Source organism: Pseudomonas sp. MLB6B (assembly GCF_054508135.1).
Genome location: NZ_CP199313.1, coordinates 3911164 through 3931175, shown reverse-complemented (window position 1 = coordinate 3931175; position 20012 = coordinate 3911164). Strand labels below are relative to the sequence as shown.

The window sequence follows — 20012 nt, the reverse complement described above, 5'->3', positions numbered from 1 at the left end:
GTTACATTATGACTGTGTCAACATCTGTCCATTCCAATGCCTTCAATTTTGCCAGCTACGTCAACAATGGCCCGGACTCCCGCACCGGGCTTTGCACCCAGTCCGTGACGTTGCCCGCGCTGCGGGGCAACGACCTGCTCGGTCCCGATTTCGAGCTGGCGCTGCGCTACAGCCCGCTCAATCTCCAGGACACCGGATACGGTAAAGGCTGGAACCTGCAATTGTCGCAATTCGATCCGGATCGCCGCATCGTTTCCCTGGACAGTGGCGAGACCTATAAAGTGACTGGCCGTCTCGGCACGACGCAGCAACTGACGATGCAGGAAAAGAAAATCGACAGTTTCCATCTCTATGAAGAGTCCGACAGCCGCTGGCGCCTGGTGCACCGCTCGGGCCGGGTCGAGATTCTCGAGTCCCAGGGCAGCAGTGGAAAACGTCTGGCTCTGCCGATACAGGTGTTCAACGAGCAAGGCCAATGGATCAAGCTCGAATACGCCAACTTCGACAATGGCTTCGCCTACCTGAGCAAGGTCACCGACATGCGGGGCGAGACGCTTTTGCAGATTGCCCGGGAAAGCGCATTGGTCACACTGACCTTCCAGACCGACACGGGCAGTGCCTCATATGCCATGAGGCTGGTAGACGCCGACCGTAAGGTCGGGTCGATTGAGTTGCCTACTGACAACAAGGCCAGCTGGCGATTCAAGTACAGCCGACAGCGCAATTTGGACTGCATCAGTCAGGTGCGTACGCCGACTGGCGGCTTCGAGGAAATATTCTACGAAGATGGTGGGCACTTGTTCCCCATTGGCTCCGGCCTCGAGCCGTTGCCGCGGGTGACCCGGCACCTCATCCACCCCGGCCATGACCAGCCTTCGATCGACACGCGCTACACCTACTCGAAAGACCAGCACAACTTCCTCGGCGGCAATGCAGTGCTGCCGTGGCAGGACGACGGTCTGGACAACTTGTTCCGCCAGGTCATCGACTATGACTACGGCACTATCGAAACCCTGTGGGTCGACGGCAAACCGGTGCGTAGCATCGAGCGCACGTTCAACAAGTTCCACCTGGTCACTCGCGAAGCGACCTACCACGGCAGCCTGCTCAGCGACGATGGCAAAACGGTTGTGGGCGACCATCTGCACGAGGTGTCCACCGGCTACAACCTGCTTCCCGACCGCACGTTCGCCGAGCAGCCTAAATACTGTCAGCTTCCCCACAGTGTCGAGACCCAGTGGTCGCTCAAGAGCAACCCTACGCACCTGCGCAAAGAAGTCACCAGCAGCGCCTACGACGATTACGGCAATCTGACTCGCCAAACGGCGGCCAATGGCATCGAACAGACTTATACGTGGTATAGCCAGAGCGAAGCGGGCTTCCCAGGCGATGCCGAGGGGTTCGTGCGTTACCTCAAGGAAAAAACCGAGATGCCTGCGAGTGGGCATGTAGGAACCGTCGCTGCGCGGACCAATCGTTACACCTACTTACGTCTACCGGTGCTGGACGCTTCCGGCGCATCGATGGCGCAAGATCACTGGTTGGCATCGCATACCGACACTTTGGCCAGTGGCGGGGATTTGAAATCGGTCACCACGTCCTATTGGGAAGCGCAAGACGAAACCGTTCAACCTTCGGCACCGATGGTACATGGACGCATCCACACCCAGGTAACGGCTTTCCCCGGGCCCAACGCGCAGGCACAGACGTTCGATACCCGTACCGAATTCACCTATTCGTTCGGGCAGGTCGATTGGCATGAGACGGCATCGGTCGAGGGCCAACGCGATCGCAGCCATATGCTCGCGCTGAAGGGGGCGTCGGTCTTGCAGATGGATCAGGCGCTGCGCGGCTACGATGGTGCAACGAAAACGTTGAGGACCCAACTGTCACGCGCGACGGGTCAGGCGCTGCTGAGCCACGACGACAACGACGTCGAAATTCTCAACCTCTACGACAGCCTGGGTCGGGTCACCCACGAAGTCGTCAGCCCCGGCAAGCCGGAAGAGGCCGAGCGACGCTATGAATACCAGCTGTGCGCCAACGAGGACGATCAGGCGACCCAGACGCAGTTCGATGTCAAGGGCGTCCAGACCGTCGCCTATTTCGACGGCATGCATCGTACGGTGAGCGAGGCGCGTGATGACGCAGCGCAGGAATGGTCTTCAGGGGGCTTGAAACCCATTTATCGGGCCAATCACGACGCCTGGGGCAATCTCATCAGCGAAACCGAAATCGACTGGTTCAAAGGTGCTGAACTGTCGCTCACCAACCAGATGCGCTATGACGCATGGGGTGCGCAGTTGTGCGTCATCACGCCCGATGGGGTGGCGGAGTTCAGTGAACAGGATCCCATCGGTGATGGGCAGACTGGACCGATCGTGCGCGAGTGGCGTCAGCAATTGCTGGATGAACAAGGCGCGGAGATTGAAAACGGCCAGAAAACTGCTGTGACCGAGACGCAGTTCAACCTGTTCGAGAGCCCTACTCGGATACGCCGACTGGCCAAGCAGGCGCCGGGCGATGAGCAGGAGACCCTGCCCATGAGCGAGAAGGTGTTCGAATATGACGGGTTCGGCCGCAAGGCCAAGGAGATCACTGGCCTGGTGGCAGCCAGCAAGCAGTCGGAGGCCTTTACCTATGATGCGTTCGACCGCCTGCTCACGCATCAATTGAGAGAGAACGAAGTCGTCGTCCGCAGCTACGCGCCGCACAGCGATGCGGACCTGCCGGTCAGCATCAAGGTCAACGATGTGTTGCTCGGCGAGCAGGCTTTCGATGGTATTGATCGGATGGTGGAGTCGATCACTGGCGGGCGCTCACAGACGTACGACTATCTGCCAGGGCAGATGCAGCCCAGCACCGTCGTCACGCCAATGGGTGCCGTCGAGTACGAATACGTTCCTCATTTGAGCGACCAGCCGGTTAGACGTACGTTGGGTGGCAAGGAGGCGAGCTACAGGTTCGACAAGCAGAATGCGCGTCTCGAGCATTGCAGCGAAGTGGATGGCCAGGCCTTTTCCCGGACCTATTTCAGCACCGGCGAGGTCAAGGTCGAAACGCGCGGCGAGTTCGAGATGGCATACGCTTACAGCTTGCGTGGACGCCAGGAAAGCTATGTCGACGTCATGGGACAAACCCAAGACTATGACTATGACGTGCACGGGCGGCTGATAAGGACTTCGCTCGGCTCGCTGCAGTCCGAGTTCACCTATGACGCGTTGGGCCATACCGCCAGTTATACGACTGCGGAAAGCGATGAGGGCGGCCACGTCATCAACGCATTGACCACAACCCTGGCCTACGATGATCTGGAGCGTGAAGTTTCACGAACCTTTACGTTTTCTGATGGCTCCGAACAGGTATTGGCTCAGACGTACGACGATTTCGATCGGATCATCAACCGTACGCTCAGGGATCAGACGACTACCCTGCGTGACGAGACGTACAAGTATGACACCCGTGGTCGGTTGACCACCTATGAGTGCACAGGAGACCTATGCCCTGTCGATCCCTACGGCAAGCAAATCAGTAGGCAGGTGTTTCGTTTCGATGCGCTCGACAACATCAAGCAAGTGTTGACTCAGTTCGACGGTGGTTCGAACAATGCGGTCTACCACTTCGAAAACCAAGACCCTGTTCAACTCAGCCGAATCACCAACACAGGCGGCGCGCCCTATCCTGCGGAAATCAAGCTCGAATACGACGCTAACGGCAACCTCACGCGTGATGACGCAGCGCGTTCGTTGGAGTACGACGCGTTGAACCGTTTGACCCGAGTGACCGATGCCGCGCAGGTCGAATGCGTGTATGGGTACGACCCACTGAACATCCTGAGCTCGACCGATAGTACCGCTTGATCCTGCTGCATGTGACAGAAAGAAGCCCGGACACCTCAAGGTGTCCGGGCTTTTTATGGCGTTCGCCAACGCTCAGCGATAGCGAATGGTGAAGTTGAGCGCGCCTTTCGCCAGCCCTGGTTTGACGGTCTCGGGAGCACCCGTCTGATAGAAACGGGCCCCAAAGTTGAGGGTGGTCGTACCGTCTTGCAAGGGCTTGAGGTCTACCTCCTGTTGCAGCGGTAATGGCGAGCTGTCTTCCTTCAGGACCTGGATGCCGACACCTTCGACCTCCGAATCGTTCGTGAGGCCGAACACGCCATCGAGTCCAGGCACCGGTGTCGATCCGTCGGTGCCGTCGAGCTCGATCGTCGCTCGGGTCAGCCCGCCCGGGTCTGTCTGGCAATTACTCAAGGTAATGGCGAAGGGGATGATGGACGTGGTGGTACCTACCGCCGTGAAGTCGGCTTTGTCCCAATCGCCGAGCTCCACAGGATCGGCGCTGACCGGATCACCTACCACGCTGCACTGCGCTTGCAGGACGGTAGCCTGCACGCGGTAGCGCACCACCAGGCCTAGCGCTTTGGCTGTGAAATGTCCGGTGAACAGCTCGCTGTCCACGTGATGCAGACCTGGGGCGATCTCGCCGGTCTTGACCAGCGTGACACGGTTCCAGAAGCCTCCGAGTCTGAACCCTCCGATATCGTTATTGGCCTGCATGGACGAGCCAAAAGGAATGAAGGGGTTGTGCGGCCCAGTGTCCGGCATGAAGTAACCATTGGCCGAGCCATTGAAAGGGGCCTCCAGCCTGATGCGTACGCCGACGCCTTCGATGTTGGTTTTCAGGATGTGGCCGTCGGAAGGCTCGCCCGTGACGGGGGGCAAGGGGTCTGGAAAGATCGGGGCAGTCGCGTTCATGTCGAACCGCCAGAGCACCGTGCCGTCGTTGAAGCAGCGGAATTCGGAATACGGAGTCGACTGAGTGAACTCGCGTAGTTCTGGTGTGCCGATCACATCGCCTGGCCGGGCGCTACCCGGCACATGTTGCACGCCTGGGAGCGTTCGCACGACATGCAATGGCGGTACGCCTTTGGTCCAGTCGCATATCTCGCCATAGCCCTTTGGGGCGTTTGCATAGGCCTGTTGGGCGCTGACGAGCGCGACGCAAATTGCCAAGTACTGCGGATATTTCATGGATATGTCCTGATCGGACCGGCAGATGCTGACCGGTCTTGACGGTAATGAGCAATGCAGGTGGGGCTACTCGCAGATCAGTGTCTGTAGACGGTAGCCCTGGACGTTTGCGATAGATTCGGGATCCACCTGGATCAGGCAACGGTCGGCGGGTGCGTCGCTCCAGCGGGCTTCGAGGCGTTGCATGCCTGAGTGCAGTGACAACATCGTCTGACCTGCTTGGCCCACGATCCCCATGACATTGCTGTCTGCGTCGTGCAGCGGAGTGCCGAACGGCAGTGGCATGTGCCGTGCATCGAGCAGCGTCAGAACTACCCGGTTGGTCTCACGAGCGCTGAACCGGTGCTTGACTACCGCCCCGCGGCGCGGCACCACGGTGGCGCTGCCGTTGTCGATTTCGATCTCGGGCCCCAGCTGGTTGGTATCGAGTACCACTTGGTTGGCTCGATAGGGTCGCAAGTGGGGTATCAAGGCATAACCCTTGGCATTGGTCTGCGACGCGCTGTGGTTTTGCACGCCCACGCCCGCAACGTCGGGCACGTGGACCAGCCCGATGGTTTCACCCAGATAAGGACCCAGTTCCACGCCATCTTCGTGAAGCAGCGCTGCGCCACTGAGGTTGAGGGATAGGCTGTGGTGATCGTCGGCAGCCGTGATGCCGGCACCTATCGAGGCCTGGGGCGCCTGGTAGGCGACGGACAAGCCGGCACTCTGCTGCTGCCGCTCGTTGACCGCGACGCTCGCGTTGTAACCCACCTGTTTGACCTGGCTGCTCAACGCGGCACGCTGGGAGGTGCCGTGGGCGGAGTGCTGGAGATCGAGACTCAGTGTGCTGTTGCGGCCGAACTCCAAGGGTACTGACACGCTCAGGCCGAACTGCCGATCACTGCCGGCGGCGTTTGCCGTCAGCGACTGCGAGCCTTGCAGGCTGTAGCTGATGCCCTTGTGCGTGGTGGTGAAGTTCAGTTGGAACTGGCGGTGGCTATCGCTACGCTGCCAGTAATACTGTTGCGAGAAGGTCAGGCTGAGGTTGCTGCGCTCGCCGATACGTTGATTGATGGAGCCTTCGAGCCGACTGCGGCGGCTGCCCAGAAAGCGTCGATCGCTGCTGCGCTGGCTGATCCACTCGTCGAAATCGCGGTAGCCCTGGGTGGAGTAACGGTATCCGGCGAAACGCAGTTGCATCCCACTGCCGAAGGACTTGCTGTAGCGGGCGCTGTAGCTCAACCCTTGCAAGGTGGCCTGCTCGACTGGGGAAATATCGCTCCTGGCATGGGTGACATCGAATGAAAGCGCCCCGAGGTCGCCCAGGTCTTTGGCGATGCCGACGGCCTCAGCGGTATAGCCCTGGCTTGCCATCAGCCCACCGTACAAAGTGGCGTTCCAGGCTACGCCCTTGGCCATGGTGGTTTGCCAGAGCAGGGGGTTCTGGCTGCCAAAGGCCGGGTTGTAGCGGCCCAGGGTGGTGCTGTAGCGCCATACGCCCGGACGTAGCAGGTTAGTGATACTGGTATAGGGCTGGGTAAAGCGCCGCACCTGTCCGTCGGCTTCGGTGAGCACCACTTCCAGTTCGCCGGAGGCGCCCACATTCAGGTCGTCGATGGCGTAGGGGCCTGGGCTGACATAGGTCGAGTAGATGGGGTAGCCGTTCTGCCAGACCTCGAGCTTGGCGCGCGTCTGGGCTACGCCGCGAAGGGTGGGGGCATAACTGCGCATCGCATCCGGGAGCATGTCGAAGTCGGAAGCCAAGCGGACGCCGACCACGGGAATGCCGGAGAACACGTCACTGCTGGTGAAGGTTTCACCCAGCGTCACATTGCCCCATGTGCCTGGCAAATCGTGTTGGGCGTAGGTGTAAGCACGGGTCCAGGTTTGTCGCCCATCCAGGTCGCGTCGCCAGGATTGGTTGCTGCGCAGCCGCCAGCCGCCCAGGTTGACGCCACTGTTCAAGTACAGATCCTCACTGCTGTAGCGTCCGCGCGTGCGGCTGTCGCTTCTTTGCATCGAAGCTTGATAACTGACGAATGCCGCACTGATGCCATTATCCCAGGTGGCAGGGTCTACCTGGCCAATCTTGTCCCGGCGTAGGGCAATCTGCGGGATGGAGATCGCCAGCCGTAATTGCCTTGGATCGAAGTCGACCTGAGCACCGGGTACCAGCCTGGGCAGGTCCAGGCAGGCGCTTGCAGCGGCTGAGGCGTCGGCGATGGCTTCCAGGCGCAGCCCCAACTCGCTCAACAGGTCGGGCGCAAGGCACGGCTGCAATGGCCCATCTGGAGGCGCGGCCTCGAAGTCGAGCTCATGGACACCCACGACACTCAGGTTGACGAGCACTTCTACAGGATAGCGGCCCGGTGGCAGCTCCTTGTGTTCGGACAGTCCACGCAAGGCATGGGCGGCATTCGCTCGCGGTTGTCCTGGCGACAGATACAGAAAGCTGGCCTGAAACTCGGTATCCGCCTGAGGATCGGTGCTCGCGAGCACTGCACCGGCCCAGAGGCATAAGGCGGTCGGGCAAAAGAGGCGCAGGCGAGGCCGCCTGCACCCGTGGGGTCGCAGGGTCATAGGATTTCCTTAGGCGTTAGCGCTGGGTGCAGTGGGAGTCGTGCACTGGGAGGGTCAGCGGTTTACTGGTGCCACCGTAATCGTTGATGACCGTGACGACGGCCTGCAGATCGCTGCCGTCCATACCGCTTGGCAGCGCGACGTCGAGCGTGGACAGCGGCGCTAGCATGTCCGACCCGGGGAGGGCCTTCTGTCGTTTGCCCTCGATCAGATCCAGGCGGCTGAACGTGTAGTGGTAGGGCGTGGGGTTTTCCAGGGTCAGGCGTGGACGGCCATCGCATTGCATTCTGCTCAGGCGCAGTTCCTTGAGCCTGTCCACCGGATTGCCCTGGACTTGCACAGGGCGGTAGAACAGCTTGATCCGTGTGCGCAGAGCGATGTTCAAGGCATTACGCTGATCGCCGATCGCCTGAGGAATTTCCTGCAGGTTGAAAAACAGCAGCGACTCGCGGTCTTGTGGCAGGTCGTTGGGCAACGCGCTGATCTGTACCGACTGTTCCTTGCCGGCCCCGAGCCTGAACAGCGCCGGGGCTGTCATGAAGGGTACGGCCGTAGTGGTGTCGTCGGCCTCGGTGTTGATCCAGGCCTGTGCGGCAAAGGGGCGTTGGCTGGGATTGGTGACCACGACCGAAGCACTGCGCTGGCTACTGTCATACACGATGCGTGTGCTGCTGATGGTGAGCGCAGCGTGGGCGCTGTTGAGCATGCAGGCCGTAAGCAGCAGGCAGCCGCCAAACAGCCTCAAGTTGCAAATGAGGGGAGGCATGAAGAAATGACCGAATGGCTGGAAACGGGAAACCAGGTGCGCAATGGCACCTGGCAAGGCATCAGGGCAATGTGACGGTGAAGTTCACATCCGCATTGGCAGCGCCGTCGGTCACGGTTCCGGTTTTGGTCAACGAGGCATAGAACTTCATGTCGGTCGTTCCGGTGGAGGCTATGTCGTATTCTTTAGAATCGGTTCTAGGCTTGATCGAGGCGTAGTCTTCGTCCTTGATCTCCAAGGCAATGCCTTCGGCGCCTGCGGTGCGAATGGCGTAGTACTGGCCCGTACTACCCGCATCGCCCGCTACGGAGTCGAACTTCACTTTCGCTTTCGTATTTGGCGCGATGACGCAGGTGGCATCCGCCTCGACTCGCAAGGCGAACGCAACATCGGTCGTGGAGTTTTGCGCAGCGAAATACTTGACCGGATAAACACCCAAGTCTACCCAACCCAAGCCGCCCAACGCGGGTTCTACTACTTCGATCGGGCAAGTGCTGCCGCCGTTGATATGCCCTTTGAAGAGAATCTTACCGGTTTCGGTGGCAGCCATCGCCGCATTGCTTGCCATGCCCAGCGCGAGCATCAGGAGGATTTTTTTCATGGTTGATCCATACGTTGAAAAGTTGGCATTGCTGCGTGCTCGGCACGCAGCATTTCAAGTTTCTTGAGCGCTCTTGAAACGGCGCTCATCGTATGAATATGTGGGGAATGCGACTGTAGGAAGAAAGCAATGAGGTGTGACGAATCTTCGACGAGTTTCACAATCGAGCAGCAATGAATCTCAATGGCGTTGGCGGTCGTCCGTTGCGCTTAAAAGCTGTTTTTCTGCATGCCAGTCGAAAGGCTGACCCTGTTGCTGCGCTTCGTAGCGCCGCTCCTCCAACTGTTGGTAAAGGTCCAGCTCCTCGTCAGGCATGTAATGAAGGCAGTCGCCGCCGAAGAACCAAAGTAGATCGCGTGGCACCAAGTGAGCGATTTGTGGATACCGCTGGATGATCTGGCAGAGTAGATCTTGGCCTAAATACTGGCTGTCCAGTGGGTGGGTCGGTAGTTGGGCCAGAAGTTCGTCGTAGCGCTCGAGAAACAGTGCATGGCTTTCCTCCGGTACCTGCTCGGCATCACCCAGAGCTACCAAAATGGTGCGAAGGTGAGCCAGCAGTTGCAGGTGATATGCCAAGTGGGGGTTGGTCATTACGATACTCCAGGTGCTATGAAACGAGGGCGGAGTATACGCCGCCCCAGCGTCTAAAACGTAAGAGGATGGTTTGCAATGGCGCGCCCAGGATCGGCTGAGCAGGTGACTCGGATGCGTATCAGGCTAGGTGCGGTATCTGCGGACCCTACCGACCCACGGAGGTATTGCATGGCTTCGCCCAATCGCAAAGGCGATGCCATGTCTCGCAATACGCAAGATGGCATCGTTGCGAATGAAGACGGACACCTTGCCGCGCGTGGGCGTCCGTTTCTGGTTCAGCGCACGTTGTCTTGTACAGGCAGTATCTGCGTTTTATCGAACGCGTCGACGTCGATCACCACTTTGCGAGCCCGCTCGGCTTCATGCAGTTGGCGAGCCTCTTGCGGCTCCAATACGCCGCTTTCCAGGGCCGCATCTATCGCCGATTGACCCGGGGCGGGTCGGACAGTCCCCTGTTTGATCGCTTCACGCAACGTTTTGTACAGAGCCGAAGTCTGTGCCAAGAGATCGCTGGCTCGTTGCAAGGCAGCCACCGGATCGCCGTCGGCCTGGGGTCTGAAGCATCCGGCGAGCAGCTCTTCCAATGCCGGATCGCCTTTGGCGCGACCTATCAGTGCCGCTACCGCTGCATCGAGCTCGTCGCTGGGCCCTGTGTGCTGGCGGCCGAATGGGAAGACCAGCAAGCGCAGTGCCCAGCTCACTCCTCGTTGAGGGAAGTTGTCGAGCAATTGATCGAGCGCGCATTCGGCCTTGCCCAAGCTTTCTTCCATCGCCCAACGCAGCAGCACACGCATGTATTCGGGTGAACCCAGATCGTGATACCGCTTGAGCGAGGCCGAGGCCAGATACAGATAGCTCAGCACATCGCCTAGACGAGCGCTCAATCGTTCGCGGCGCTTGAGTGAGCCGCCCAATAGCATCATCGACAGGTCCGCCATCATGGCAAAGGCAGCTGCCAGTCGGTTCAGGGCGCGGAAATAGCCCTGGCTCAGGCTGTCACCAGGGGTTTTTTCGAAGCGACCCAGGCCCAGACCCAGCACGAAAGTGCTGGCCGCATTGCTCAGTGCGAAGCCAACGTGCTGCATCAGCAACGGATCGAACGCCTTCAGCGCCTCTTCGTGGTCGGGCTGTGCCGCCAGCGCCATTTCCTTGAGCACGAAGGGGTGGCAGCGAATGGCTCCCTGGCCGAAGATCATCAGGTTGCGTGACAGGATGTTTGCGCCTTCGACGGTAATGAAGATCGGCGCGCCTTGCCAGTTGCGGCCCAAATAGTTGTTCGGGCCCATGATGATGCCCTTGCCACCGTGCACGTCCATGGCGTGCTGAATACATTCACGACCACGCTCGGTCAGGTGGTATTTGAGGATGGCCGACAGTACCGAAGGCTTTTCGCCCAGATCCACCGCTTGCGCGGTGAGCAGGCGGGCGCTGTCCATCAGCCAGGCGTTGCCGCCGATGCGCGCGAGCGACTCCTGGATGCCTTCGAAGGCCGCCAGCGGCACGTTGAACTGCTCGCGGACGTTGGCGTATTGGCCTGTGACCAGGCTCGTGTACTTGGCAGCGCCCGTGCCCACCGCCGGTAGGGAGATGGAGCGGCCCACCGACAGGCAGTTCATCAGCATCATCCAGCCTTTGCCAAGCATGGCCTGACCGCCGATCAGGAAGTCCAGCGGGACGAAGACGTCTTTGCCGCTGTTGGGCCCGTTCATGAAGGCAGCGCCCAGCGGCAGATGGCGGCGGCCGATCTCGACGCCGGGGGTATCGGTGGGGATTAGCGCCAGGCTGATGCCCAGCTCCTCTTGGTCGCCTAGCAGATGCTCAGGGTCATAGGCCTTGAAAGCCAAACCCAGCAAAGTGGCGACCGGCCCGAGGGTGATGTAGCGCTTGTCCCAGGTCAGGCGTAGACCCAGCACCTCCTCACCGTTCCACTGCCCTTTGCAGATGATCCCCGTGTCGGGCATGGCGCCTGCGTCGGAACCTGCGTGGGGGCCGGTGAGGGCGAAGCAGGGAATGTCATCGCCGCGTGCCAGGCGGGGCAGGTAGTGGTTGCGTTGCTCGTCGGTGCCGTAGTGCAGCAACAGTTCGGCAGGGCCGAGCGAGTTGGGCACCATCACGGTCGAGGCCAGATCGCCGCTTCGGGTCGCCAGCTTCATGGCGACTTGCGAATGGGCATAGGCCGAGAAGCCCTTGCCGCCATATTCCTTGGGAATGATCAGGGCGAAGAAGCCGTGATCCTTGATGTGCTGCCAGGCTTCGGGCGGAAGGTCCATGTCCTGGCCGATCTGCCAGTCGCTGACCATGGCGCACAACGCTTCGGTCGGCCCGTCGATGAACGCCTGCTCCTCTTCGGTCAGGCGCGGGGTAGGGTAGGCGAGCAGGGTGTTCCAGTCCGGGCGGCCGCTAAACAGTTGGCCGTCCCACCACACCGTGCCGGCGTCGATGGCTTCGCGTTCGGTTTGCGACATGGGCGGCAGAGTCCGACGCACCCAGTTGAACGTCGGCCCGCTGATGGTCTTGCGGCGCCACTCGGGCAGCACCAGAACTGCGGTACCAAGCGCGATGAAGACCCATAGTAGTATCAGCAACCAACCTGGCGCCTTGCTGAAGATGCCCATGAGCACCGTATAGGCGGCGACCGCCGCGACAATCTGCAACGGCGCCAGACGACGGTGCGTGAGATACGCGACGCCGAGCACCAGCACTACCAGCCACAACAGCAACATGAGCGTTTCCTCCGTGGAACGTGGGTATAGGCCTAAACCTTAGAGCGTAGCTTGCCTGGGGCGCTGGCCCTCATCAGAGCAGTGACAGGTTGTGTACCGGGGAGTTCGTTCCCGCTGCCAAGCCTCCGTCTTTCATGCCGGCTGCACGCACCTGGCCGTGAGGGTGGCGTACACTGGCCAGCCTCGTGCATTGAACAAGGACATCGCCATGCTGAAGATCTGGGGCCGCAAGAATTCGAGCAACGTACGCAAGGTGCTGTGGGTCGCCCATGAATTGGGTCTGGATTTCACCTCGATCGATGCGGGCGGTGCCTTCGGTGTAGTGGGCCAGCCCGAATACCGCGCCAAGAACCCCAATGGTCTGGTGCCCATGCTCGAAGATGGCGAGCTGACACTGTGGGAATCCAACGCCATCGTCCGCTACCTGTGCGCCGAATACGGCCGCGCACAGGGGTGGTATCTGGACGATCCACGTCAGCGTGCCACAGCCGACAAATGGATGGACTGGACCACCTCGGCATTGGCCGGGCCGTTCAAGCCATTGTTCTGGGGGCTGCTGCGCACGCCCGAAGCGCAGCGCGACTGGCTGGCCATCAATGCAGCGCACAAGCGATGCGCCCAGCTGTTTTCGATGGCCGACCAGGCATTGGCCACACAGCCCTATCTGTCGGGGGACACCCTCGGAATGGGCGACGTGCCCTTGGGCAGCTTCGCCTACGCCTGGTTCGAGTTGCCCATCGAACGCCCGCCGCTGCGCCACCTCGAAGCCTGGTACGCGCGCCTGACGCAGCGCCCGGCCTACCAGGCAGGCGTGATGAGCGCGCTGACCTGATCGAACACCTCGACGCTTTCGATAGTCACTATCGATACGCATGACTGTACTTGCGCGGCATGGCCTTGCACCATGCCGGCACTCATTGCGCCGGTGTCCTGTCCTGGCGCGCTCCGACTTCCTTTCTCGGTAATCGATCTTCTATGAGTTCTGCCCTGTCCATCCGGCAGCTGACCAAGACCTACGGCAATGGCTTCCAGGCCCTCAGTGGCATCGACCTGGACGTGGCCGAAGGCGACTTCTTCGCTCTGCTCGGCCCCAACGGCGCTGGCAAATCCACGACCATCGGCATTCTCTCGACGCTGGTGAACAAGACCAGCGGCACTGTCAGCGTGTTCGGCCACGACCTCGATCGCGAGCCGGCCGCGCTCAAGCGCAACCTGGGCGTGGTGCCGCAGGAGTTCAACTTCAACCAGTTCGAGAAGACCTTCGACATCGTCGTGACCCAGGCCGGTTACTACGGCATCAAGCCCGCGCTGGCAAAAGAGCGTGCCGAGCAATACCTCACCCAGCTGGGCTTGTGGGACAAGCGCGACGTGCCATCGCGTTCGCTCTCCGGTGGCATGAAGCGCCGTTTGATGATCGCCCGGGCGCTGATCCACGAACCACGTCTGGTGATTCTCGACGAGCCTACCGCAGGCGTCGATATCGAGCTGCGTCGCTCCATGTGGACTTTCCTCACCGAGCTGAACCAGAAAGGGGTGACCATCATCCTCACCACGCACTATCTGGAAGAAGCCGAACAGTTGTGCCGCAACATCGGTATCATCGACCACGGCACCATCGTCGAAAACACCAGCATGCGTCAGTTGTTGGGCAAACTGCATGTTGAGACGTTCCTGCTGGACATCAAGCAGTCACTGACCGTGGCGCCCACGCTGCAAGGCTACCCGGCGCGCTTGGTGACGCCGCATACCCTGGAAGTGCAGGTCGACAAAGACGTCGGCATCACGGCGTTGTTCGCTCAATTGGCGCTGCAAAACCTCGAAGTGCAGAGCCTGCGCAACAAGACCAATCGGCTGGAGGAACTGTTCGTGTCACTGGTGGAGAAGAACTTGTCGAAGGTGGCGGTATGAGCGTCGAACTGAGCACCAACTGGGTGGCCCTCAATACCATCGTCTATCGCGAAGTACGACGTTTTCTGCGCATCTGGCCGCAGACCTTGCTGCCGCCGGCGATCACGATGGTGCTGTACTTCGTCATCTTCGGGAACTTGATCGGCCGGCAGATCGGCGACATGGGCGGCTTCACCTACATGGAGTACATCGTGCCAGGGCTGATCATGATGTCGGTGATCACCAATTCCTATGGCAACGTGGTGTCGAGTTTCTTCGGAGCGAAGTTTCAGCGCTCCATCGAGGAACTGATGGTGTCGCCGGTGTCGCCGCACACCATTCTCATCGGCTATGTCCTGGGCGGCGTGTTGCGTGGCCTGGCGGTGGGCGTGATCGTGACCTTGCTGTCGTTCTTCTTTACCCACCTGCAGGTTCACCACTTGGGCATTACGGTCCTGGTGGTGCTGCTGACGGCCACCATCTTTTCGCTGTTGGGCTTCGTCAACGCGGTGTTCGCGCGCAACTTCGACGACATTTCGATCATTCCGACCTTCGTGCTGACGCCCCTGACCTACCTGGGCGGTGTGTTCTATTCGATCAATCTACTGCCGCCGTTCTGGCAAACCGTCTCGTTGGCCAACCCCGTGCTGCACATGGTCAACTCGTTCCGTTACGGCATTCTCGGCGTTTCGGACATCAGCATCGGCACGGCCATCACCTTCATGCTGGTCGCCACTGTGGTGCTGTATGTGGTGTGTGTGCGCCTGTTGGTCAGTGGGCGTGGCATGCGCGCCTGAGATTCTGTGCGTGCGTCGGCGCCACTGCCGGCCTACCCACCAGCGCCAGTAGAGCAGGGTGGTGCAGTAGCCGAGCAGGCCCAATACGACCGCGCACACCACCGAACCTAGCAGGAAAGGTTGCCAGAGGGTCGCCAACTGCCCGGTGACCCAATCGACGGTGATGTCTTCGGGTAGGCTGCGTGGCGGCACCTGCAACAACCAGGCGCCGGTCATGTAGGTGACGAAGAATACCGGCGGCATGGTCAGCGGATTGGTCAGCCATACCAGGCTGACCGCAATCGGCAGGTTACCTCGTGCTGGGATGGCCAGCGCTGCCGCCAGCAGCATCTGCATGGGAATGGGGATCAGCGCGGCGAACAGCCCGATACCCATTGCCCGTGACACCGAGTGGCGGTTCAGGTGCCAGAGGTTCGGGTCATGCAGAAGCCGACCGAAAAAACGTAAGCTCTTGTGTTCACGGATGCTGGTCGAATCGGGCAAGTAGCGTTTGAACAGACGACGCGGCATGGCGGCCCCCGGGCGTTGGACGGTGCAGTATGCCCGCATCTTTCGGCCGTCTCGTTCAGAGTTTGTGACAATTGTTAAGCGAGCAGCGCTTCCCCGTGGGCTATTGCTAATGGCTCGTTCATCAGGGGGAGCCTCGAACCATGCGCACAGGGATGTTCGCGCTGGCCCTGGGCCTGTTGTCACTGCGTTTTCTACCCGCATTGCCGTCGGTCGGTTGGTTGCTGGCAGGGTCGTTCTTAGCCATCGTTTGCCTGTACGCGCAACGTAGGTTCGCCGGTTTGTTGTTGTTCGGGCTGAGCTGGGCCTGCGCCTCGGCGCATTTGGCGCTGGCGGATCGACTAGCCTCTGAACTCGATGGCCGTACGTTGTGGCTGGAGGGGGAAGTGGTCGGGCTGCCAGCCCATTCGGCACAAGGGGTGCGTTTCGAGTTGCAAAGCGCGACCTCGCGCCGTGGCGATCTGCCCAAGCGAGTGCAACTGAGCTGGTTCGACGGGCCGTCCGTATTGGCGGGAGAGCGGTGGCGCCTGTCCGTGACGCTCAAGCGGCCGCATGGGCTGCTCAACCCACACGGTCCCGATCGTGAGGCCAGCCTGCTAGCCCGGCGCATCGGTGCCACCGGCACGGTCAAGGCTGGCGAGCGATTGCAGAGTTTGACGCCCGGCTGGCACGAAGCGCTGCGCCAGCGCCTACTCGGTGTCGATGCCCAGGGGCAGCAGGCTGCGGTGGTGGCGTTGGTGCTGGGCGATGGCAGCGGTCTGGGACAAGCGCAGTGGCAGGTGCTTCGCGACACGGGCACGGTGCACCTGCTGGTGATCTCCGGTCAGCACATCGGGCTGCTGGCAGGACTGGTGTATGGCTTGGTCGCGGGGCTCGCGCGCCTGGGCGTATGGCCCTTGCGGTTGCCCTGGCTGCCTTGGGCTTGCGGGCTGTCGCTGTTGGCGGCGCTGGGCTATGGCTGGCTGGCGGGTTTCCAGGTGCCCGTGCAGCGTGCTTGTTTGATGCTGGCGATGGTCCTGCTGTGGCGCTTGCGCTTTCGTCACATGGGCGCAAGCATGCCGTGGCTGCTGGCGTTGAACGGTGTGTTGCTGATAGAGCCGTTGGCCAGCTTGTTGCCAGGGTTCTGGCTGTCTTTCGCAGCGGTAGCGGTGCTGATCTATTGCTTTGCCGGTCGGCTTGGCGGCTGGCGACCTTGGCAGGCCTGGAGCCGTGCGCAATGGGTGATCGCCGTGGGGCTGCTGCCAGTGCTGCTGGCATTGGGCTTGCCCGTGAGCCTGAGCGCGCCGCTGGCCAACCTGCTGGCGGTACCTTGGATCAGTTTCATCGTCTTGCCCCTGGCACTGCTGGGCACCGGCTTGCTCGGGCTCGGCAGTCTGGGCGAGTGGCTGCTATGGCTGGCCGGTGGTGGGCTGAGGGTGCTGTTCGAAGCGCTCGGTCTCGCGGCGCTGTGGCGACCGGCCTGGCAGCCGTCGGCGCTGCCGATGTGGGCCTGGCTGTTGGTGCTGACCGGTGTGCTGGTGCTCTTGCTGCCGCGCGGGGTGCCGCTGCGGGGGCTTGGCGCGGTGATGCTGCTGGCGCTTTGGGCGCCAGTGCCGAGCGTTCCGCAAGGCCAGGCCGAAGTGCTGCATCTGGATGTAGGCCAAGGCCTTGCGGTGTTGGTACGGACCCGCCATCACGCTCTGCTGTACGATGCCGGCCCGGCATTCGGCGAATTGGACCTGGGTGAGCAGGTGGTGCTGCCGACCCTGCGCAGGCTGGGCATCAGGCAACTTGATCTGATGCTGATCAGTCACGCCCACGTCGACCATGCGGGCGGCGCCAGCGCGCTGCAACGAGGCCTTCCGATAGGTCGGGTGATCAGTGGTGAACCCAGTGAACTGCCTGGCGGCATGGAGGCCGAGCCTTGTCGCACCGGCGAGCGTTGGGCCTGGGACGGCGTCGAATTCTCGCTCTGGCATTGGTCGGGGGCTGCCAGCAGCAACGAACGCTCCTGCGTGCTGCTGGTCGAGGCCCAAGGCGAGCGCCTGCTGCTAGCCGGCGACATGGAGCGAGGAGCGGAACGGGCCTGGCTCGCCCAACCCGCGCCGCCCACCGTCGACTGGCTGCAGGCGCCCCACCATGGCAGCCGCAGTTCCTCCAGCGAACCGTTCCTGCGCGCCTTGGCAGCGCGCGGCGCCTTGGTTTCCAGGGGCCGCGGCAACCGCTTCGGCCATCCCCATCCGCAGGTGCTGGCGCGCTACCAACGCCACCGCATGCGGGTGCACGATACCGCGTTGCATGGCGCTTTGATGCTACGCCTGGGCAGCCATGGCGAGGTGCGCCGGCTGCGGGCCGAACGGCGCTTCTGGCGCGATCCGCCACCCGTTGAACAGGCCCTGCGTTGAGTGCTGACACCGATCGCTCGGGGCAAGCCAGTGGTAACGCTACCTATGGTAGAGTAACGGCCTTTTTTCGAGGGGGTGACTCACGTGTGGGAATTGGTCAAGTCGGGCGGTTGGATGATGCTGCCGATCATTCTGAGCTCCATCGTCGCCCTGGCGATCGTCGCCGAGCGTCTGTGGACCTTGCGCGCCAGCCGTGTGACCCCGCCGCACCTGCTGGGTCAGGTCTGGATGTGGATCAAGGACAAGCAACTGACCGGCGACAAGCTCAAGGCGCTGCGCGCCGACTCACCGCTGGGCGAGATCCTCGCTGCGGGTCTGGCCAACTCCAGGCACGGGCGCGACATCATGAAAGAGTGCATCGAGGAAGCAGCTTCGCGGGTCATCCATGAGCTGGAGCGTTATACCAGTACCTTGGGCACCATCGCGGCCATGGCGCCACTGCTGGGTCTGTTGGGCACCGTGCTGGGCATGATCGACATCTTCAGCGCCTTCATGGGCTCGCAGATGACCGCCAACGCGGCCGTGCTCGCCGGCGGGATCTCCAAGGCACTGGTGACAACGGCCGCCGGCCTGATGGTGGGTATCCCGGCCGTATTCTTCCACCGGTTCCTGTTGCGCCGCATCGACGAGTTGGTGGTGGGCATGGAGCAGGAGGCGATCAAACTGGTGGAAGTGCTACAGGGCGACCGCGAAGTCGAAATCAGCGGGGCCAAGGCGTGAAGTTCCGGCGCAACCGTCGTCGCGAGAGCGTCGACATCAACCTCGCGTCGTTGATCGACGTGGTGTTCGTCCTGCTGCTGTTCTTCGTGGTTACCACCACCTTCACCCGGGAAAACCAATTGCGGGTAGAGCTGCCCGAATCGGTCAGTGCCACGCCGCCCACGGCCGAATCTGGGCGGCAAGTGGAAATCACCATCAGTGCCGAAGGTGTCTATTCGGTCAACAACAACCTGTTGCCGCGCAGTGACCTCGACACTCTCATCGAGGCCGTGCAGCGCGCTTCCGATGGCGACAACAAGTTGCCGTTGCTGATCAGCGCCGATGGCAAGACGCCTCACCAGTCGGTCGTCACCGCCATGGATGCGGCCGGCAAGTTGGGCTTCAGCCAGTTGCGCATGACCACCGTCGAGGCGGTTCAGGGCACGCCGTGATGAGCCTGGCCGACCGCCTGTTGCATGCCTGGTACGCCGGTCACCCGGCGCTGGTGCTGTTGCGCCCCTTGGAGGCGTTGTACCGGCACGTGGTCCGGCGCAAGCGAGCGCAGTTTCTTTCCGGCGCGACGGCCAGCTATCGCGCGCCCGTACCCGTGGTCGTGGTTGGCAACGTCACCGTCGGCGGCACTGGCAAGACGCCGATGATCCTCTGGTTGATCGAGCGCTGCCGTCAGCGGGGCCTGCGTGTGGGCGTAGTGAGCCGCGGCTACGGTGCCAAGCCGCCGACGCTGCCCTGGCGGGTCGACGCGCAACAGACGGCAGAAGAGGCCGGCGACGAACCCCTGCTGATCGTGCAGCGTACCGGCGTGCCGCTGATGATCGACCCTGACCGCGGGCGTGCGGTCAAGGCACTGCTCGCGGCCGAGCCGCTCGATCTGATCCTCAGCGATGACGGCTTGCAGCATTACCGGCTGGCGCGCGACCTGGAGCTGGTGCTGATCGATGCCGCCCGCGGCCTGGGCAACCGGCGTTGCCTGCCGGCAGGCCCGTTGCGTGAGCCGGTCGAGCGCCTGCAAACCGTTGACGCCTTGCTGTACAACGGTGCCGCCAGCGATCCTGCGCCTGGTTTCGCGTTCAAGTTGCTGCCCAGCGCGCTGGTCAACCTGTGCACCGGCGAACGTCGCCCCCTGCACCACTTTCCTGCCGGCCAGGCATTGCACGCCGTGGCCGGCATCGGCAACCCCCAGCGTTTCTTCGATACCCTGCAAGCGCTAGACTGGCTGCCGCTGGCCCATCCCTTCGCCGACCATGCCCAGTTCAGCCCGCAAGCGCTGAACTTCAGCCCGTCGTTGCCATTGGTCATGACCGAAAAAGACGCGGTCAAATGCCGCGCCTTTGCTCAGCCCGACTGGTGGTACCTGGCGGTCGACGCCCAGCCCAGCCCCGCTTTCAGCGCCTGGTTCGACGCCCAATTGCAGCGCCTGCTCTGACTCTCAGCCACC

Annotated in this window: 14 protein-coding genes and 1 pseudogene; 8 read left to right on the top strand and 7 right to left on the bottom strand. The window is 61.6% G+C overall.

Translation table 11 applies throughout. The annotated features are described in order from the left end of the window. The first annotated feature begins 8 nt into the window (after window positions 1-8). Entirely contained in the window at window positions 9-3860 is a 3852-nt protein-coding gene (locus tag ACSMEV_RS17350; protein ID WP_459206243.1) for an RHS repeat domain-containing protein, read from the top strand. 72 nt (window positions 3861-3932) lie between these two features. On the opposite strand, the gene ACSMEV_RS17345 is transcribed toward ACSMEV_RS17350, so the two are convergent. The 6 genes from ACSMEV_RS17345 to ACSMEV_RS17320 form a co-directional block, all read right to left on the bottom strand. Beyond that, window positions 3933-5033: a fimbrial protein gene (locus ACSMEV_RS17345; protein WP_459206242.1), complete on the bottom strand. Its 1101-nt coding sequence runs from the start codon at window positions 5031-5033 to the stop codon at window positions 3933-3935. A gap of 66 nt (window positions 5034-5099) precedes the next feature. Next, window positions 5100-7598: a fimbria/pilus outer membrane usher protein gene (locus tag ACSMEV_RS17340; protein ID WP_459206241.1), complete on the bottom strand. Its 2499-nt coding sequence runs from the start codon at window positions 7596-7598 to the stop codon at window positions 5100-5102. Between the two features lie 16 nt (window positions 7599-7614). Next, window positions 7615-8364 (bottom strand): fimbrial biogenesis chaperone, encoded by a 750-nt coding sequence (locus tag ACSMEV_RS17335; protein ID WP_459206240.1) that lies wholly within the window; start codon window positions 8362-8364, stop codon window positions 7615-7617. A 61-nt stretch (window positions 8365-8425) separates the two neighbouring features. Continuing rightward, complete coding sequence (locus ACSMEV_RS17330; protein ID WP_314494022.1) at window positions 8426-8965, bottom strand: fimbrial protein; 540 nt, start codon at window positions 8963-8965, stop codon at window positions 8426-8428. A 180-nt stretch (window positions 8966-9145) separates the two neighbouring features. Beyond that, entirely contained in the window at window positions 9146-9556 is a 411-nt protein-coding gene (locus ACSMEV_RS17325; protein ID WP_459206239.1) for a PA2817 family protein, read from the bottom strand. A 278-nt stretch (window positions 9557-9834) separates the two neighbouring features. Continuing rightward, complete coding sequence (locus tag ACSMEV_RS17320; protein WP_459206238.1) at window positions 9835-12282, bottom strand: acyl-CoA dehydrogenase; 2448 nt, start codon at window positions 12280-12282, stop codon at window positions 9835-9837. Window positions 12283-12490: 208 nt separating this feature from the next. On the opposite strand from ACSMEV_RS17320, the gene ACSMEV_RS17315 reads away from it, so the two are divergent. The 3 genes from ACSMEV_RS17315 to ACSMEV_RS17305 all read left to right on the top strand — a co-directional run bounded on the left by ACSMEV_RS17315 (window position 12491) and on the right by ACSMEV_RS17305 (window position 14966). Further along, entirely contained in the window at window positions 12491-13114 is a 624-nt protein-coding gene (locus tag ACSMEV_RS17315) for a glutathione S-transferase (RefSeq protein ID WP_459206237.1), read from the top strand. A 143-nt stretch (window positions 13115-13257) separates the two neighbouring features. Next, entirely contained in the window at window positions 13258-14190 is a 933-nt protein-coding gene (locus tag ACSMEV_RS17310; RefSeq protein WP_459206236.1) for an ABC transporter ATP-binding protein, read from the top strand. Continuing rightward, entirely contained in the window at window positions 14187-14966 is a 780-nt protein-coding gene (locus ACSMEV_RS17305) for an ABC transporter permease (protein ID WP_459206235.1), read from the top strand. The genes ACSMEV_RS17310 and ACSMEV_RS17305 overlap by 4 nt, the downstream gene beginning before the upstream one ends. A gap of 3 nt (window positions 14967-14969) precedes the next feature. On the opposite strand, the pseudogene ACSMEV_RS17300 reads toward ACSMEV_RS17305, so the two are convergent. Next, window positions 14970-15476 (bottom strand): annotated as a pseudogene (locus ACSMEV_RS17300) (DUF2062 domain-containing protein); the annotation flags it as partial. 140 nt (window positions 15477-15616) lie between these two features. Here ACSMEV_RS17300 and ACSMEV_RS17295 point away from each other — a divergent pair. The 4 genes from ACSMEV_RS17295 to lpxK all read left to right on the top strand — a co-directional run bounded on the left by ACSMEV_RS17295 (window position 15617) and on the right by lpxK (window position 20000). Continuing rightward, window positions 15617-17857, top strand: coding sequence for a DNA internalization-related competence protein ComEC/Rec2 (locus ACSMEV_RS17295; protein WP_459206234.1), 2241 nt, complete (start codon window positions 15617-15619; stop codon window positions 17855-17857). Between the two features lie 84 nt (window positions 17858-17941). After that, window positions 17942-18577: a MotA/TolQ/ExbB proton channel family protein gene (locus ACSMEV_RS17290; RefSeq protein WP_459206233.1), complete on the top strand. Its 636-nt coding sequence runs from the start codon at window positions 17942-17944 to the stop codon at window positions 18575-18577. Then, window positions 18574-19008: an ExbD/TolR family protein gene (locus tag ACSMEV_RS17285; protein ID WP_459206232.1), complete on the top strand. Its 435-nt coding sequence runs from the start codon at window positions 18574-18576 to the stop codon at window positions 19006-19008. Before ACSMEV_RS17290 ends, ACSMEV_RS17285 begins: the two co-directional genes overlap by 4 nt. Further along, window positions 19008-20000, top strand: coding sequence for a tetraacyldisaccharide 4'-kinase (gene lpxK, locus ACSMEV_RS17280; protein WP_459206231.1), 993 nt, complete (start codon window positions 19008-19010; stop codon window positions 19998-20000). Before ACSMEV_RS17285 ends, lpxK begins: the two co-directional genes overlap by 1 nt. Window positions 20001-20012 lie beyond the last annotated feature (12 nt).